14 protein-coding genes are annotated in these 17170 nt (G+C 74.8%); 8 read left to right on the top strand and 6 right to left on the bottom strand.

What is annotated here, in order from left to right; genetic code table 11:
• The first annotated feature begins 71 nt into the window (after positions 1 to 71).
• Positions 72 to 1391: an MFS transporter gene (locus ACQPYD_RS27325; RefSeq protein ID WP_433698307.1), complete on the top strand. Its 1320-nt coding sequence runs from the start codon at positions 72 to 74 to the stop codon at positions 1389 to 1391.
• Between the two features lie 86 nt (positions 1392 to 1477).
• Here the strand turns inward: ACQPYD_RS27325 and ACQPYD_RS27320 are convergent, their stop codons facing one another.
• From ACQPYD_RS27320 to ACQPYD_RS27310, 3 genes are all read right to left on the bottom strand, one after another.
• Entirely contained in the window at positions 1478 to 2440 is a 963-nt protein-coding gene (locus ACQPYD_RS27320) for a coiled-coil domain-containing protein (RefSeq protein ID WP_433698306.1), read from the bottom strand.
• Positions 2441 to 2668: 228 nt separating this feature from the next.
• On the bottom strand, positions 2669 to 3232 hold the full coding sequence (gene def, locus ACQPYD_RS27315; RefSeq protein ID WP_267946386.1) for a peptide deformylase: 564 nt from the start codon (positions 3230 to 3232) through the stop codon (positions 2669 to 2671).
• 77 nt (positions 3233 to 3309) lie between these two features.
• The gene (locus tag ACQPYD_RS27310; protein WP_433698305.1) at positions 3310 to 4122 is read right to left on the bottom strand and encodes an aminoglycoside adenylyltransferase domain-containing protein; all 813 of its coding nucleotides are present in this window, start codon (positions 4120 to 4122) and stop codon (positions 3310 to 3312) included.
• Between the two features lie 802 nt (positions 4123 to 4924).
• Here ACQPYD_RS27310 and ACQPYD_RS27305 point away from each other — a divergent pair.
• Both ACQPYD_RS27305 and ACQPYD_RS27300 read left to right on the top strand, forming a co-directional pair.
• Positions 4925 to 5602 (top strand): sirohydrochlorin chelatase, encoded by a 678-nt coding sequence (locus ACQPYD_RS27305; protein WP_433698303.1) that lies wholly within the window; start codon positions 4925 to 4927, stop codon positions 5600 to 5602.
• A gap of 361 nt (positions 5603 to 5963) precedes the next feature.
• Positions 5964 to 6893, top strand: a complete 930-nt coding sequence (locus ACQPYD_RS27300) for an aminoglycoside phosphotransferase family protein (protein WP_433698302.1) — start codon at positions 5964 to 5966, stop codon at positions 6891 to 6893.
• A gap of 23 nt (positions 6894 to 6916) precedes the next feature.
• On the opposite strand, the gene ACQPYD_RS27295 is transcribed toward ACQPYD_RS27300, so the two are convergent.
• Positions 6917 to 7594 carry a response regulator gene (locus ACQPYD_RS27295; protein ID WP_433698301.1) on the bottom strand — a complete coding sequence of 226 codons (678 nt, stop codon included), beginning with the start codon at positions 7592 to 7594 and terminating at the stop codon, positions 6917 to 6919.
• Positions 7575 to 10127 (bottom strand): ATP-binding protein, encoded by a 2553-nt coding sequence (locus ACQPYD_RS27290; protein WP_433698300.1) that lies wholly within the window; start codon positions 10125 to 10127, stop codon positions 7575 to 7577. Before ACQPYD_RS27290 ends, ACQPYD_RS27295 begins: the two co-directional genes overlap by 20 nt.
• Positions 10128 to 10631: 504 nt before the next feature.
• On the opposite strand from ACQPYD_RS27290, the gene ACQPYD_RS27285 reads away from it, so the two are divergent.
• On the top strand, positions 10632 to 11258 hold the full coding sequence (locus tag ACQPYD_RS27285; protein ID WP_433698299.1) for a hypothetical protein: 627 nt from the start codon (positions 10632 to 10634) through the stop codon (positions 11256 to 11258).
• A 40-nt stretch (positions 11259 to 11298) separates the two neighbouring features.
• Here the strand turns inward: ACQPYD_RS27285 and ACQPYD_RS27280 are convergent, their stop codons facing one another.
• Positions 11299 to 12876 (bottom strand): FAD-binding oxidoreductase, encoded by a 1578-nt coding sequence (locus ACQPYD_RS27280; RefSeq protein WP_433702147.1) that lies wholly within the window; start codon positions 12874 to 12876, stop codon positions 11299 to 11301.
• Positions 12877 to 12980: 104 nt separating this feature from the next.
• On the opposite strand from ACQPYD_RS27280, the gene ACQPYD_RS27275 reads away from it, so the two are divergent.
• From ACQPYD_RS27275 to ACQPYD_RS27260, 4 genes are all read left to right on the top strand, one after another.
• Positions 12981 to 13568 carry a TetR/AcrR family transcriptional regulator gene (locus ACQPYD_RS27275; protein ID WP_267946379.1) on the top strand — a complete coding sequence of 196 codons (588 nt, stop codon included), beginning with the start codon at positions 12981 to 12983 and terminating at the stop codon, positions 13566 to 13568.
• A gap of 80 nt (positions 13569 to 13648) precedes the next feature.
• A complete protein-coding gene (locus ACQPYD_RS27270; protein ID WP_433698298.1) occupies positions 13649 to 15184 on the top strand; it encodes a glycerol-3-phosphate dehydrogenase/oxidase in 1536 nt (511 codons plus the stop codon).
• A 223-nt stretch (positions 15185 to 15407) separates the two neighbouring features.
• Complete coding sequence (locus tag ACQPYD_RS27265; protein WP_433698297.1) at positions 15408 to 15962, top strand: ATP-binding protein; 555 nt, start codon at positions 15408 to 15410, stop codon at positions 15960 to 15962.
• Positions 15963 to 16268: 306 nt separating this feature from the next.
• Positions 16269 to 17156: a bile acid:sodium symporter family protein gene (locus tag ACQPYD_RS27260; RefSeq protein ID WP_433698296.1), complete on the top strand. Its 888-nt coding sequence runs from the start codon at positions 16269 to 16271 to the stop codon at positions 17154 to 17156.
• Positions 17157 to 17170 lie beyond the last annotated feature (14 nt).

Below are 17170 nucleotides of genomic sequence, written 5' to 3'. Positions count from 1 at the left end.
CCCGGCGCGGGCCGCGCCGACCGGTCGGCGACGGCATCGACAGGCGTCTGCCCGTGCACTACAAAGGACGGATGATCCGATCTGGTTCGTCCTCCTCCGGGAACGGGTCGACACCCGCCGAGTTCACCACCGCCGACCTGCCCGGCCTCCGGGGCAGGGGTTTCGCGCTGCTCATCGCGGCCACGGCCTTCGCCCTCTGCGGGTTCGCGGCGGTCCTCCCCCTGGTGCCCCTGTGGGCCACGCGCGGGGGAGCGGGCGAGTTCGGGGCCGGGAGCACCACCGGCGCCTTCATGCTGACGACGGTGCTCACCCAGCTCGCCATGCCCTGGTTGCTGGAGCGGGGCGGCTACCGCTGGGCGTTCCCCGTGGGGGCCCTGGTCATGGGCCTGCCGACCCCGCTGTTCGCGCTGACCGCGGACCTGGGCCCGCTCATCGCCGTCTCGGCGGTGCGCGGCGTCGGCTTCGGCATGGTCAGCGTCGCGGGCACCGCGCTCGCCGCGCGGCTGGTCCCGCACAGCCAGGTCGGTCGGGCCACCGGCTACTACGGGCTCGCGGTCGGCCTGCCGCAGGTGCTCATCCTGCCGGGCGGTGTGGCCCTCGCCCTCAACGTCGGCTTCGCCACCGCGTTCTGGATCACCGGCCTGTGCTCGGCGGTGGGGGCCCTGCTGGCCTGGGGCGTCTGGTTCGCCGACGGCGGCCGGAACCGGGCGGCGCTGCGGAGCCCCGCGCGGGCCGCCGCGGCCACGGCGGACGCGCCCTCGGGGCCGCCGCTTCTGCTGGCGCTCGCCGCCCCGTTGGTCCTGATGCTGCTGACCGCCTCCGCGGCCAGCGCGGTCATCACCTTCCTGGCGATCCCGTTCGAGCGGGCCGCGTGGCTGGTCGGCGGGGCCCTGGCCGCCTACGCCCTGGCGGTCGTCGCGGGCCGGTGGGCCGCCGGGATGCTGCACGACCTCCACCGGCGCACCCTCCTGCTGCTGCCGGGCACCGCGGGCGCGGCCCTCGGCATGGCCCTGGTCACCGCGGCGCTGTGGTCGCACGGCGACGGAGGGGGAGGGCTGGGCGCCGGGACGGTCCTGCTGGTGCTCCTGGGAGCCGTGGTGTTCGGTCTCGGCTTCGGCGCCGTCCAGAACGAGACCGTCACCCTCATGCTGAACCGCGCCGGCCCCTCGGGCTACGGCCGGGCCAGCGCGGTGTGGAACATCGGCTACGACGCGGGCGCGGGAGCGGGGGCGATGCTCCTGGGGCTGCTGATCCAGCTGTTCGGCTACGTCCCCGCGTTCGCGCTGACGGCGGCGGCGCTCCTGGCGGCCGTCCCGTTCGCGCTCACGCGCCGCGGTTCGCGCCCCGCCGTCCGACGGGACCCGCCGGGCCCGAGCGGCTCCGCGCCGTAGCCGCCGGAGGGCGCCGTCGCCGCCGGAACCGCCGGGTTCCGGGTTCGGACCGTGCCCCGCCGGTCGGCCGGGAGGCCGGCCCGCCGCTAGTACGACGAGATGTGCACGTGGTCGTAGTGGTTCTGGGTGTTGTCGCCCCGGTCGCTCATCCAGGTCCACGAACCGGCCTGCCAGATCTGCTGCTCCCAGATGATGTACTTGACGCCCAGCCTGTCGGCGTTGTCGATCGCGTACTGGGAGATCTGGGTGCCGAGCGCCTGGTTCTCCGCCGAGGGGATCGCGCCCCCGGCGCTCATCATGAAGTCGCAGGCCTGGCCCACGCCGTGGTCGTCCGCGCTGGAGCGCAGGCAGCCCACCGGGTAGGGGGCGCCGAACCGCATGACGATCTCGTCGCGGATGGCGGCCATGCGCGGGGTCGCCCCGCTCCAGCCCCAGCCCATCGCGCTGTCGGGGATGCTGCCGGTGCCCGGCGTCTCGGGGACCTGCTCCTCCTCGTACTCGGCGATGCGCTGCTCGACGTCCTCGCGCTGCGCCTCCAGGTCCTCGACGAGCTCCTCGGCGTCCGCCATCTCCGTCCGGAGGCCCTCGGCGACCTCCGCCGCCTCGTCGCGGGTGTCGATCAGCTCGGAGATCTGCTCCGACTGGCTCTGCCCCAGGTAGGACAGGGTCGCGGCGTCGCTGAACATGTCCTCCGGGTCGCTGGAGAACATGGCGTGGAGCGCGGGGTCGAGGCCGGTCTCGTTCTTGTACTGGGCGGAGGCGATGGTCGACACACCCGCCCGCGACGCGTCCAGGCGGGACTCCACCTCCTCCAGGTCCTCCTCGGCCTGCTCGACGCGCCCCTTGATCTCGGTGAACTGGATCAGTTCGCCGTCGTAGCTCTCCTCCAGCTCCTCGGCCCGCTGGGTCAGCTCGTCGATGTCCACCTCGTCGTCGCCGGGCTCGGCCTGCGCGGTGCCGGGCAGGCCGATGAGGAGCGCCGTCGTGACGGCGGCGAGGGACATGGCGGCACGGGTGCCGCGCGGGTTGCGGGGAGGAGTGGTCGTCATGTGTGCTCCGAGGGCGGTCCGGGTGCATCCGGTGGGCCGGCGGCGCGGTGCGGGGGCGCCGTGGGGTGCCGGATGCTCAGCAGACCTTACGAGATCGTGGCGTGACGTGCCTAGTGCGTTGACTCACGTGACTGCGGGGGGTAGGGGGATGTGTCCGAAGATACCCGGAGCGGGGGACCGGACCGGCACCCCCGGCCGGTCCCCGGACCGCACGGCGGGGCGGCGGCCTCAGCCCGCTCCGCCGAAGGCGCTGGGGAGCCGGAGGCCGACGGGCGCCGGGGGAGCGTCCGGGGAGGCGGGCATGAACCAGTCGGAGCGGCGGATGTCACGCATCGCGCGCTTGCGGGTGTCGGGGTCGAGCCGCTCGACGTAGACCATGCCGTCGAGGTGGTCGGTCTCGTGCTGGAGGCAGCGTGCCATCAGCCCGGTGCCCTCCACGGTGACCGGCTCGTTGCGCAGGTCCACCCCGGTGACGACGGCGCGCTCGGCCCGCCTGGTCGGGTACCAGAGCCGGGGGACGGACAGGCAGCCCTCCTCGCCGTCCTGGACCTCCTCCGAGAGCTCCGCGATCTCGGGGTTGATCACGTAGCCGATCCGGTCCTCCACGTTGTAGCTGAAGACGCGGAGCCCCACCCCGATCTGGGTGGCGGCCAGGCCGGCCCGGCCGGGGGCCTCGACCGTTTCGAGGAGGTCCCGGACCAGTGCCTCGGTGTGCTGGTCGAAGCGGGTGACGGGGGTGGTCGGAGTGACGAGGACGGGGTCGCCGAAGCGGACGATGGGGCGCATGGTCATGAATCCCAGATTAGTCGGGCGAGCCGGAAACGGGCCCACCGTCCCCCGGGACCGGTGCGAGCGGGGGAGCGGAGCGCTCAGGCGGCCAGGCCCGGGCGCAGGGAGTCGTCCAGGACCATCTCGATGTAGTCCAGGGCGGCCCGCCGGCGGGCGAGCGCGCTCTCGTACAGCGAGGGCGCGCCGGCGTTGCGGCGCACGCGCAGGCACTCGTTGACGATGTGCTGCCACTTCTCCGGGAAGGCGTGCAGGGCGTAGGCGCCCGCGCCCGACTTGGAGGTGATCTCCCCGGTCTTCAGGGTGAAGTGCAGGCGGCTGACGCTCAGCACGCTCCAGGAGGGCGCCAGGGAACCGAGGACGGCCAGGCCGCGCGGGGTGACCAGGCGGCCGGCCTTCTCCCGCCAGCGGCGCCACTGCTCGTCCAGGGAGCCCAGGGACCAGGCGCGCATGCTCTCGGGCTCGTCCCACACGTCCAGTTCGACCGGGTGGGGGCCCCGCACGGTCACGCCGTGCTCGGCGAGGATGTGCCAGGTCACGGGGTTGACGTCGGCGCTGGCGCGCGAACGGAACCGGCCGCCGATGACGGAGGGGACCGCTCCGCAGGCGGCGGGGTCGCGGGTCAGGTCGTCCCAGGTGACGTGGATCCCGTTGAACTGGGGGCGGGGGACGGCCGCGCGCGTGCCCGCGTGCGCGCGGCGCAGCAGCTCCAGCTCGTCGCCGTCCGGCGTGCTCCTGGTGACGATGACGAAGTCGACGTCGCTCGCGTGCGGGCGGAAGTCGCCGAGGGCGACCGAACCGGTCAGGTAGAGGCCTTCGACCAGGCCGGGGGCCTCCTGGTCCGCGTGGGCGAGGAAGGTCTGGGCCAGCGTCTGCACCCGAGGGTGGACGGCCATGCTCACTCCAGTCTGCACGGTGCGGTGTGGGTCGCGGGCCCGCCGCCGGCGGTGGATCCGGCGGGCGGTTGCCCGTGAGCGGTCCCGGGGCGCGTGGGCCTGCGGGGATATGGTCCGCTCGGTTCCAAGTGTGGGCGGACCCGTGGCCCATGGCAAGTGATCGCGCCGGACCGGCATCCTGTCCCCCCACGTCAGGTGGTGTGCGGCTATGACGCGGTAGGGGAGTGCGCACCCTTGACACACGAGGGTCGCATGTGGCAGGAGTCGTCGTTTTCGCGATTCCCGGAGCCGCGGAACGCGGAGCCGCGGAAACGACGGCGAAAACGGCCCCGCGTCCGGCGGCGCCCCTCGGGGGCACATTCCTCGGCACGTGCATCCGCACCGGGCGAATGCATAGGAAAACTTTTGCCGGGTATATCTCTACAGAACTTCGGGGTGAAATCGGTTTTCACCCGGAGTGGCTATGGGGGTGTGGTGTCGGACATGTCCGACAGGCTGGAGGGTTCCGGCCCTGTCATGGCTGTCCGGCCGTCGGTCCTGGTGGGGGATGTCCTACCCGTGGTTCCGCCCGCCGACCCCTCTGTCGGGTGGTCGCGCTGAGGCGTACGCCACTCCCCGGAAAAGTGGACACATCACAGTTTTTCAGAGATTGTTATGGTTCACCAAGACTTGTTCAGGCGATAACCATCATAGCCATTGTCTGCTGTTCTCCTCCATGTAACACGAGAGCACGCCCCTGAAACGGTGCCCCTTTACTCTCGGCGGACAACGGTAGATCTCACCGCGATTCAAGGAGCCTTTCATGGTCCCGACGATGGTCCTCGTGGCCGACGACTCACGTGATGCCCACCGGCGTGAGGCCCTGTGCGGCCTGGCCGAGGCGGTGGCCGGACGGGGAGAGGCGCCGGTCGTCCCCGCCTTCGGCAGCCCGGCCGAGGTCACCGCCGCCATCCGCGCCGTCAGGGGCCCCAAGGTGGTGGTCCCCGCGTTCGTCGCGGGCGGTGACGTCGCCAGCGCGCACCTGCTCTCCAGGCTCGACCTCGGCCGCCTGGGGAACGCCTGGCACACGCCGCCCCTCGGCGCGGTCCCGTCCATCGTCGCCGACCTCGCGGGCCGCCTCGTCGACTCGGGCCGCAGGCCCGGCGACGGCGTGGTGCTGGCCGCCGACGGCACGACCGGGACGGAGGAGCGCCAGGTCGTCATGGACGTGGCCCGCATGCTCAGCCGCCGCCTCGGCTCCCCGGTCCAGGTCGGCTACCTGCGCACCTGGGCGCCCTCGGTGTTCGACGCCGTCGACCGGCTGCGCCGGGACGGCCGCGACAACGTCGCCGTCGCGGCGTGGAGGCTCGTCGACGGGCCCGACTTCGAGCTGCTGCGCGGACTCGACGTCACGGCCCTCACCACCCCGCTGTGGCCCTCGGAACTGGTCGTGGACACGCTCCTGGCCCAGCACCGGGCGGCCAAGGGGCGGTTGGTCTGACCCGAGCCGGGGTCTTGCGGAAGCCGGGAAGCGTGCCCACAGGGGGTGACATGGCGACACCGTTCGGTAACGAAGGGGGCTCGGGGGGCGGCCGCTCCGTTACCGGTGCCGCCGGGACGGGTAGGGGTCGGGAGGGCGGGAACTCCCCGCACCCACAACGCGGTACCCGTACCCGGCCGCATCGGCGCGGAACGGCCCGGGACCGGCCCCTCAGGAGCCGCGCACTCCCCGCCGGCGAGGCGGACTCCCGCGACCGGCCCGGTCCCGACCGGCGCCCGCGCGGTGCGGAGCGGACGGCCGCCGAGCCGCGACGGGGCTCGACCCCGACAGGCATCGTCGTGAGCGAACCTAAGGTGGATGTATGAACCACGTCACAGCGCAGTTCGTCGACGGCCGACAGCGCCGGCGTCTGGAACGGCGCTTCGGCAGCCACGTGGGCGAGTGGCTGGCCGAGCTCCCCGGGATCGTCGAGAAGCTCGCCGCCGAGTGGCGGCTGACGGTCGAGGGCCCCGCACCGCGCGGCCGTACGTCCGTGGTGATCCACGTGCGCGGCGCCGACGGGGCCGCGGGGGTGCTCAAACTGTCCCCGGACAGCGGGCTCGCCGTCTCCGAGGCCCGGCTGCTGCGCATGTGGGGGGACTCGGGCCGCGTGCCGCGCGTGTGGGGCCTCGACGCCGACCGGGGGGCCGTCCTGATGGAGCGGGTCGACGGCATCACGGTGGCCGACAGCGGGACGGTGCCGCGGATGGAGACCGTGGGCGCGCTCATCGCCCAGCTCCACGCCACGGCGGTGCCCCGCGCGGAGCTCGACGAGCTCCGCCCGCTGACGTCGCGGGTGCAGTTCGTCTTCGACCTCTGGAACCGCGAGCGCGCCGACGGCCCCGCCGCCGAGGTGGTGCCCGTCTCCGCCATGCACCAGGGCTTCTGCCGGGCGCGGGACCTGGCCAACGGGAACGTCGACGTGGTGCCGGTGCACGGGGACCTGCACCCGGGCAACGTCATCGACGGGGGCGGTCGGGGCCTCGTCGCCCTCGACCCGCGCGCCTGCCTCGGCGACGGCGCGGTCGACGCCGTCGACTGGGCGCTGTGGAGGACCACCGGCGTGGCGGAGGTGGAGCGCCGTGTGGGCGTGCTCTCCGAGGCCATGGGCGTGGACGCCGACCGGCTGTTCGAGTGGGTGCGCGCCTTCGCCCCCTGCCGGGCCGTGGCCGAGGCCAACCGGGGGCATGTCGGCACCGAGGAGTTCGACGCGCTCATGGAGCTGGCCGAGGGGGCCGCCGTCACCCGCTGACCCCGGCGGGGCGGGCGCCGGGGTCAGCCCGCCCCCTCGAAGCGGTAGCCCCGGCCCGCCTCCGTGATCAGGAACCGGGGGCGGGCGGGGTCCGGCTCCAGCTTGCGGCGGAGCTGGGCCATGTACACCCGCAGGTAGTTCGTCTCGCTCTGGTAGGCGGGCCCCCACACGTCGTGGAGCAGCTGGCGCTGGCTCACCAGCTGGCCTGCGTGGCGTGCGAGGATCTCCAGGATGTGCCACTCCGTCGGGGTCAGCCGCACCTCCCCGCCGTCGCGCAGGACGCGTTTGGCGCCCAGGTCCACCGTGAAGCACGGCGTGCGCACGACCGGCGCCTCCTCCGCGCGGACCGACCGGCGCTCGGCGGCCCGCATCCGGGCGAGCAGCTCGTCCATGCCGAACGGCTTGGTGACGTAGTCGTCGGCGCCCGAGTCCAGGCAGCGCACCTTCTCCCCGGCCGAGTGCCGTGCGGACAGCACGATGATCGGCACCTGGGACCAGCCGCGCAGGCGGCGTATGACCTCCAGGCCCTCCATGTCGGGCAGCCCCAGGTCGAGGAGGACCACGTCCGGGTGGTTCCCGGCGGCCAGCCGCAGGGCCGTGGCCCCGTCGGCGGCCGTGTCCACGTCGTGGCCGCGCGCACGGAGGTTGATCCGCATGGCCCGGATGATCTGCATGTCGTCGTCAACGACCAGGACCCGCATGGGACCCCCTCTCGCCATCGATGTCCGTCATATCGGGTTCTGTCGCCCTCAGGGTGAAGACCATGGTCAGCCCGCCCCCGGGGGTGTCCTCGGGGTCGAGTCTGCCGTGCATCGCCTCAACGAAACCACGGGCGACGGCGAGCCCGAGCCCCACCCCCGTGCCCTGGGGGGCGTCGCCCAGGCGCTGGAAGGCCTCGAACATGCGCTGCTTGCCCTCGTCCGAGACACCCGGCCCCCGGTCCGCCACGCGCAGCTGCACGCTGTCGCCGTGCGCGCTCGCGGCGACCAGGACGGGCAGGCGCGGATCGGGGTTGTACCGCACCGCGTTGGCGACCACGTTCGCCACCGCCCGCTCCAGGAGACCGGCGTCGGCCAGGACCCGGGGCAGGCCGTCGGGGACGTCCACGGTGACGGCCTCGTGGGGCAGGCCGAGGAGGGTGATCGGGACGACCTCCTCCAGGCCCACCGCGCGGAGCTTGGGGCGCACGTTGTCGGTGTGCACGCGGCTCATGTCCAACAGGTTGTCGATCAGGCGGTTGAGCCGGTCGGTGGACTCCTCCGCGGTCTCCAGGAGGTCCTCCCGGTCCTCCGGGGTGAGCGTGATGTCGGTGGCGCGCAGGCTGGCCAGGCTCGCCTTGATCGACGTCAGCGGGGTGCGCAGGTCGTGCGACACCGCGGCCAGCAGGGCGGTGCGGATGCGGTTGCCGGCCGCCTGGCTCCTCGCCTCGGCCGCGTCCCACTCCAGCCTCTGGTGCTCCAGGGCGATGCCGATGTGCGCCGCGAACGCGCGCAGCACGCCCCGGTCGGCGGCGGGCAGCACCCGGCCGCGCAGGGCCAGCGCCAGGTTGTCGGAGACCGACACCAGCACGTCCGACTCGTCGGGGGAGTCGCAGGCCGGGGCGCCGACGCTGTGGGCGGGCCGCCACCGGCCGTCGTCCAGCCGCTCCAGGAGCGTCGCCGACCGCTGCCCGAATGTCTCCCTGATGCGCCGGAGCAGCGCCTGGAGGGGTTCCTTGCCCGACAGGATGCTCCCCGCCAGGAGGGTCACCGCGTCGGCCTCGGCGCGGGCCCGCGCGGCCTGCGCCGAGCGCCGGGCCGCCATCTCCACCACGATCGCGACCAGCGTTCCCACCAGCGTGAACGCGGTCAGCGCCACCACGTTGTCCAGCGACACCGACGGCCGCCCGTGCAGCGGTGACACCAGGACGGTGAGCAGGATCGCGCTCCACAGCGCCGACACCAGCGCGGGGCGCAGCCCGCCCACGGCCGCGGTGGCGACGGTGATCAGCAGGAGGAGCATGGTGTCCGAGGCCGGGCCCACGTCCGAGAACAGCGGCAGGGCCAGGAACAGCGAGACGATGGTGGGCGCCAGCAGCGCCAGGGTCCACCCGGCCGCCCGGCGGTGCTCGCCCAGCCCCCGGCCCGGGGGCGGCAGGGGCCACCGGCCGCTGCCCACCCTCTCGTGGGTGACGATGTGCACGTCGATGTCGCCGGAGTCGCGGGCCACGATCGCGCCGACCCCGGGACCGAACACGTACTGCCAGGTCCGGCGGCGCGACGAGCCCAGCACGATCTGGGTGGCGTGCACGCCCCGGGCGAACTCCAGCAGGCCTGTCGGGACGTCGTTGCCGACCACCTGGTGGTAGGTCCCGCCCAGCTCGGCGAGGAGGCGCCGCTGCCGCAGGAGGTCCTCCGGCGGCGTCTGCGAGATCCCCTGCGGCGGCACGACGTGCACGGCCAGGAGGTGGCTCGGCTGGGGGTGCCCGCCCCGGGACCGGGCGGCGACGCGGGCGGCCCGGCGGATCAGCGTCTCTCCCTCGGGGCCCCCGGTGAGCGCCACGACGACCCGCTCGCGGGCCTCCCAGGTGCGCTGGATCTCGTGCTCGCCCCGGTAGCGGGACAGGCCCTCCTCCACGCGGTCGGCGGTCCACAGCAGCGCCAGCTCGCGCAGCGCCGCCAGGTTGCCCTCCCTGTAGTAGTCGGCCAGGGCGGCGTCGACCCGCTCGGCGGGGTGGATGTCGCCGTGCGCCATGCGGCGGCGCAGCTCCTGCGGGGTGATGTCGACGAGTTCGACCTCGGCCGCGCGGCGCACCACGTGGTCGGGGACCGTCTGCTGGGGGCGTACCCCGGTGATCTGGTGGACGACGTCGTTGAGCGACTCCAGGTGGTGGATGCCCACCGTCGACAGGACGTCGATCCCCGCCTCCAGCAGCTCCTCCACGTCCTGCCAGCGGGTCGGGTTGGGCGCCCCCGGCGGGTTGGACCGGGCGAGGTCGTCGACCAGGGCCGTGCCGGGCGCCCGGGAGATCACCGCCGCGGTGTCCACCGAGCCGGACGGGTGCGGCGGCACGCACTCCAACCCCTCCAGGAGGGCGGACGTGCGCTCCCTCCGGTGGGTGTGGACGGCGGCGACCACCACGTCGGTGCCGTGCGAGGTCCGCCGGCGGGCCTCGACCAGCACGTTGTGCGTGGTGCCGACCCCGGGGGCCGAACCCAGGTAGATGCGGAGCTTTCCTCGTGCCACGGCATCCATTGTCGGGGCACGCGGGGGCGCCCGGGGCGGTTTCGCGCCGTGGGAAGGGTCGCGTCCGGTTCCGGTCCCGGGTATGGCGCGGAAGCCGCGGTTGGCGATACTTGGTGTGGCGTCCCGGCGCGCGCACGGCGCGCACGCCGGCCCGGGCCGTTCCGTGCGACACGAGACCACCTGTGAGGAGGCGCGGCGACCACCCGCCCCGGGCCGGGTGCGCCCCCAGCCGCGAGACCGATGACCCATCCCCCCGACGACGCGTCGTTTCCCGGTCCCCCCGGGGGCCGGCCGTTCCCCGGCGGGCCCCACCGGGGACGGCTGCCCCGCCCCGGCCCCGGACGGCAGCCCCCGCCCGGACCCCACGGGCCGCCCGGAGCGCCCCACGGCGGGTATCCGGGACAGCGGTACGTCCCGCCCGTCCGGCCGTTCCCCGGCGCTCCCGGGGGAGTCCCGCCCGGACGGCCGCCCGTGCCGGGCCGCCCCGGAGGCCCTGCACGGCGCGGACCGGCGGTGCTGATCGGGGTGGCCGTCGCCTCCCTGGCGGTGGTCGCCTCCCTCGGCGCCGTGGTGTGGGAGGCGGCGGGCGGCCGCCCCTACGCCGACCTGCCCGGCTGCCGTCAGCTGCTGTCCGAGGACGTGGTCGCCGGCATCCCCGGGGCCGACAGCCCGCTGGCCGAGGGCGACTACTACTCGGCGGAGGAGGCGGGTTACGCGGAGGACGGCCAGATCGGCTACCTCGCCTGCTCCGTCAACGACTCCTACGTCTTCCTCCTCGACGTCTTCGTCTCCCTGTACGAGTTCGAGGACGGCGGTGAGACCGTCGCCGACCTGCGCGAGGACATGGCGGACGCCCGGGAGGACCTGGAGGGGGACAGAGCGCCCGAGGGCATGCGGGGGGAGGTCCTCGACTGGCGGTCCGTGCGGGCCGGGGACGGTGGCTTCGCGGTCCTGTACCGCGACGGGGAGTACTCCGACGCGGTCGTCGCGACGGCCTCCTTCACCAGCGTGAACGTGGCGGTCATGATCAGCCTGCCGGTGGAGGACGGCGGTATCGGGGAGGGCAAGGCCCTGGACCTCCTCGAGGACATGGCGGGGCAGGTCGAGCGCAGCCTCTCCCGCGAGGCGGAGAGGGCGTGAGGACGGGTCCGGCCGGGCCCGCGGCGCCGCGGGCGGTCCGCTAGGGCGCGTCGGGGATGAGCTTGCCCGGGTTGAGCACGCCCTCGGGGTCCAGCGCGGCCTTGACCGCGCGCAGCACGTCGCCGCCCAGGGGCCCGATCTCCGCCGCCATCCACGGCCGGTGGTCCGACCCGACCGCGTGGTGGTGGGTGATCGTCCCGCCGTTGGCGACGATCGCGTCCGACGCGGCGCGCTTGGCCCGGCCCCAGCGCGCCACCGGGTCCGGCCCGGCCGCCGTCGCCACCGTGAAGTACAGGGACGCGCCGGTCGGGTAGGTGTGCGACACGTGGCACATCACCACGGCGCCGCCCTCGTCGCCCTCCAACGCCCCCGTGAGCGCCTCGGACACGGCCGCGTACAGCGGCAGCAGGTCGGTCCACGACGCGGCGGTCTCCAGCGTCTCGGCGAGGATCCCCGCCGACAGCAGGGCGTCGCGCAGGTAGGGGGAGGAGAACCGGTTCTCGCGCCAGTGCGCCACCGGCTCCGGGCCGAGCGGGGTGCCGCCGGCCTCCGCCATGGCCTCCCGCACCGCGGCGGCGCGGGCCTCCACCTCGGCGGGGGACCCCTCGAAGCCCAGCACGGCCTGGCACCCGGGGACGGCCTCGCGCCCGCCCATCGCCGCGCCCACGAACGTCTCCGACTCGTCGAGCACGCGCGCCATGGTCGGCCGGGCGTCCGACTGCGCCAGGACGCGCAGAGCGTCCGCGCCCGCGGCGAAGTCGGGGAACGACCACGCCTCGTCCAGCACGCGCCCGGGCGCCCTCCGCACGCGCACGCCCACCTCGGTGATGACGCCCAGCGTGCCCTCCGAGCCCAGCAGCAGGCGCAGCAGGTCCGGGCCGGCGGCCGACGCGGGCGGGCCGCCCGCCTCCAGGGTGCCGCGCGGGGTCGCCACCCGCAGCGACACGACCATGTCCTCGAACCGGCCGTACCCGGAGGAGGCCTGTCCGCTGGAACGGGTGGCCGCGTAGCCGCCGATCGTCGCGTACTCGTGGCTCTGGGGGAGGTGTCCCAGGGTGAGCCCGTGCTCCGCCAGCATCGCCTCCGCGTGTGGACCGCGCACGCCCGCGCCCAGGACGGCCGTCGACGACAGGGGGTCCACGGACACCAGGCGGTTCAGGCGGCGCAGGTCCAGGGAGACCACTGTGTGGAAGCCCCCGCGAAGCGGGGTGACGCCGCCGACCACGCTGGTGCCCCCGCCGAAGGGCACGACGGCGACCCGCTCCTCCGAGCACACCGCGAGGAGCCGCTCCACCTCGCCGTGGTCGGCCGGGTGGAGGACGGCGTCCGGTGCCGGGTCCGCCCGGCCCGCGCGGCGCAGCAGCAGGTCGGGGGTGCTCTTGCCGCCGCAGTGGCGCAGGCGGACGGGGTCCTCCGTGCTCACGTGCGCGGGGCCGACCACCTCGGCGAACAGCTCGCGCAGCCGGGCGCCGAGCCTGCTGGGCGGCAGTTCCACCAGCTCCTCCGGGACCGGGGGCATGTCCTGGAAGCGGGCCCGGAGCACCTGCGCGACGAGGTCGCGCAGACCGGGGTCCAGCTCCCGCGCCCTGGCGGGGTCGCCCCAGGCGAACCAGCTCATGTCGGGTGCGGTGTCCGTGCCGGGGTCGGGGCCTGTGCCCGCACCGGGGCCGTTCCCGTCGCCGGGCGGTGTCTTCTCGTGAGCCATGCCCTACAGTTTTACATATGGCGTCAAAACGTAACGTAGAGGATCGGATCCTGGACGCGGCCCGCGCCTGCGTCGAGGCCTTCGGGGTGCGCCGCACCACGCTGACCGACGTCGCGCGCCGCGCCGGGGTCAGCAGGCCCACCGTGTACCGCCGCTGGCCCGACGCGACCGCGCTCGTCGCGGACCTGCTCACCCGTGAGCTGCGGCAGATCCTCGCCGAGGCCGGCGCGGCCTCCGCCGACGACCCGGAGGGGGAGGGCGTGCGCCCGCGCCTGGTCCGCCACGCCGCCCGGGTCGCCCGCGCGATGCTGGCCCACCCGCTGTTCACCCGGATCGTGGACACCGAGCCCGAACTCCTGGCGACCTACACCTTCCACCGTCTGGGAACCAGCCACCGGGCCGCCCTCGACCTGGTGGAGCCCGTCGTCGCCGAGGGGCAGCGCGACGGCTCCGTGCGCGCGGGCGACCCCGAGGCCCTGGCCCGCCTCGTCCTGGTGACCGTGCAGGGCACGGTCACCTCGCGCCGACTGTTCGCCGACGTCCTCGACGAGGACCGGCTCGTCGGGGAACTCGCCGTCCTCCTCGACGGCTACCTCGCACCCTGAAGCGCCGCGGCCCCCGACGGGCCGGGCGGGGCCGCGCGCCGGCCCATCCGCCGCACCGTCCCCCGGAAAGGACCGCTCACATGAGCACTGCCAGTCCCGCGTCCCCCTCGCTGAACGCCGCCCGGAGAGCCGCCGACCTGGCCGGGCTGGAGGCCCGGCCCGAGGTGGACGTCCTGGTCGTCGGGGGCGGCGTGACGGGGGCGGGAGCGGCGCTCGACGCCGCTTCGCGCGGCCTCTCCACCGTGCTGGTCGAACGCCACGACCTGGCCTTCGGCACCAGCCGGTGGAGCTCCAAGCTCGTCCACGGGGGCCTGCGCTACCTGGCCAGGGGGCAGTTCGGCATCGCCTACGAGAGCGCCCGCGAACGCGACCTCCTCATGCGGGTGACCGCGCCCCACCTGGTCCGCCCCATGCCGATGGTCGTGCCCGTGTACAGGGGGAGCGGCCTGGCCAGGGCGCTGTCCGTGCGCGCGGGCATGGGCATGGGCGACCTCCTGCGCGTGATGGCGGGGACCCCGGGGAGCGTGCTGCCCCGCCCGCGGCTGCTGGACGCCCGCCAGACCCTGCGCCTGCTGCCCGGCGCCGCCAGGCGGGACCTGCTCGGCGGCATCCTGTCCTTCGACGGGCAGCTCGTGGACGACGCCCGGCTCGTCGTCGCGCTGGCGCGCACCGCCGCGCGCGAGGGGGCCAGGGTCATCACCCGCTGCTCGGCCGAGAGCGTGGCCGCCGACGGCGCGGTGCTGAGGGACGCGGCCACCGGCAGGATCATCCCCGTGCGCCCGCGCGCCGTCGTCAACGCCACCGGTGTGCACGCGGGGCTCCTGGACCCCCGCGTGCGGCTCCGGCCCAGCAGGGGCAGCCACCTCGTGCTCGACGGCGCGGCCCTGGGCCGCCCCCGGGCCGCGCTCACCGTGCCCGTCGGCGGGGGTGTCGGCCGCTTCGTCTTCGCCCTGCCCCAGCCGGACGGGCGCGTGTTCGCCGGGCTCACCGACGAACCCGTGGACGGCCCCGCGCCGCACGTCCCCGACGTGCCCGAAGGCGACGTGGACTTCCTGCTCGACCGGTTCAACGGGGCGCTGGAGAACCGGATCGGGCGCGATGACGTCATCGGCGCGTTCGCCGGACTGCGCCCGCTGCTGGAGGGCGTCGGCGACAGCGCCGACCTGTCGCGCGAGCACTCCGTCTCCGTCGCGCCCAACGGGACGGTCACCGTGGTCGGCGGGAAGCTCACCACCTACCGGGCGATGGCGGAGGAGGCCGTGGACGCCGCCGTGCGCGCCCGCCGGCTGCCCGCCGGACCGTGCCGGACGCGCTCCCTGGCACTGGTGGGCGCCGCCTCCCGCGAGGAGCTGGACGCGGTGCGGGCCCCGCGCCGCCTGGTCGAACGGTACGGGACCGAGGCCGTCGACGTCCTGGACGGGGCAGGCGGCGACACCGGCCTGCTGGAGCCGGTCGTGCGCGGTGTCACGGGCGCCGAGTTCCGGTTCGGCGTGCGCCACGAGGGGGCCATGGACGCGGACGACCTGCTGGACCGCCGGACCCGGATCGGGCTGGTCCCGGCGGAGCGGGCCGAGGCGCTGGCAGCGGCGGAGGACGCGGTCGACGCGGCGGTCTGAGGCGCGGAGGGGAGGCGGCCCGGGGGAGGGGGCGGGGCAGGGGCGGGCGGGACGGGCATCCGGGTTCTCGCCACACCCGCGTCCCCTGTCCCGCAGGGGTCTGATCGCGTAAGGTCGTAGCCGTTCCGCGCCGGACCTCCCCCGAACGGCCGCCGGACGCTCCCGCAGCCGCCCCCTCCCGCGGTCCGCCCGTCCACGAACCGCCCCGCCGAAGGAGTCACCCATGCCCACGCTCGTTTCCGTGCCCGCCCTGGCCAAGGAGGAGGACTCCTTCCTCGCGGGTGTCCCGGACGAGTACCGGCACTACTTCAACGGCCGGCCTCCGGTCCCCTTCGCCAAGCGCCACTGGGAGTTCGCCGGGGAGCCCGCCTGCATCCCCCTGGCCCGCGCCTTCCTGGACACCTGCGCGGCGACCAGGGACTCCGAGTTCCGGTACGTGTTCGCGCTGCTGGGGACCGAGCTGGCGACCAACGCCATCCGGCACAGCCGCTCGGGGGAGGCCGGCCAGACGTTCGTGCTCAAGGTGACCCGGGGACCCAACGGCCTGACCCTGGCCTGCCGCGACAACGGCAGGCCGACCAGCTCCCCGTCGGGGGAGGCCGGCCCGCTCAGCGCCGGACCGCTGGCGGGCGACCGGCTCACCGCCGAGAACGGCCGCGGGCTGGCCCTGGTCGACAGCTTCGCCACCGCGTGGGGCGACAACGGGCACCCGAGCATCCGCAAGGTGTGGTTCCACCTGGCCTACGACCTCACCGGCAGCTCCTGGCCCGCGGCCTGACCACGGCCCGGGGGCGGGACCGCGCCGGGCCCCGCCCCCGGAACCCGTGTCGGGGGTCCCGCCCGCCGGGGGGCCTTGCCAGGGCCGTCGCGGGCGTGCCAACATACCGACGAGTAGCGATGGTGGCGCAGATCACGGGACGGCGCGATCCCGGTCCGCCCGGGCCTCCCCGCCCGGAACACCCCAGGCGAGCTCACGTCGGCACCGACACCGAACGCGGTCCGCGACGGCCGGCGCCCCGCGCCGGTCAGTGCCCCCCGACCGCCGAGCCGCCTCCCCCCGCGCGGCCCGATCCCGAGGTGTCCCATGGATTCCGCCATCGCCACGATCGCGCTCCCGGCCGCGCTCGCCGTCATCATGCTGGGCCTCGGACTGAGCCTGACCGTCGGAGACTTCGTCCGCCTCGCCGCACTGCCCGGCACGGTCGCGCTCGTCCTGGGCTGCCAGATCCTCCTCCTGCCCCTGTTCGCCCTCGGCCTGGTCCTGCTCTTCCAGCCGCCCCCGGCCCTGGCGGTCGGCATGATGCTGTTGGCGGCCTCCCCCGGAGGCACCACGGCCAGCCTGTACAGCTACCTGTTCCGCGGCAACGTCGCGCTCAACATCTCCCTCACGGCGCTCAACTCCGTCACGGCGATGGTGAGCCTCCCGCTGATCACCAACCTGTCGATCGCCCACTTCATGGGCGACGGGGACGCGCTCGGGCTCCAGGCCGACAAGGTCCTCCAGGTCTTCGCGATCATCCTGGTCCCGGTCGCCGCGGGCATGCTCGTCCGGGCCCGCGCCGCGTCCTTCGCCCGGCGCATGGAGCGGCCGGTCAAGGCGGCGTCGGTCGTGGTGCTGTTCGGCGTCATCGCCGTCGCGGTCTTCCAGGAGCGCGCCGACCTCGTCGACTACCTCGTCGCCGTGGGCCCGATGGTGCTGCTGTTCAACGTCGCCGGCCTCCTCGCCGGCTACTGGGCGCCGCGCGCCATCGGGACGGGACGGCCCGAGGCGATCGCCTCGTGCATGGAGATCGGCCTGCACAACACGACCCTCTCCCTGGCCATCGCGCTCAGCCCCGCGCTGCTCGACAGCACGGAGATGGCGATCCCCTCGGCCGTGTACGGCGTGCTCATGTTCTTCACCGCCGCCGCCACCGGCATCCTGCTCAACCGGCGGGGCGTCCGCGAGGACGCACGGGCCGCCGGGGGCTGAGGCGCGGACCCGCC

The organism is Nocardiopsis sp. CA-288880, assembly GCF_050955985.1.
Lineage (GTDB): Bacteria > Actinomycetota > Actinomycetes > Streptosporangiales > Streptosporangiaceae > Nocardiopsis > Nocardiopsis tropica.
This window is presented reverse-complemented; position numbering and strand designations above follow the sequence as displayed.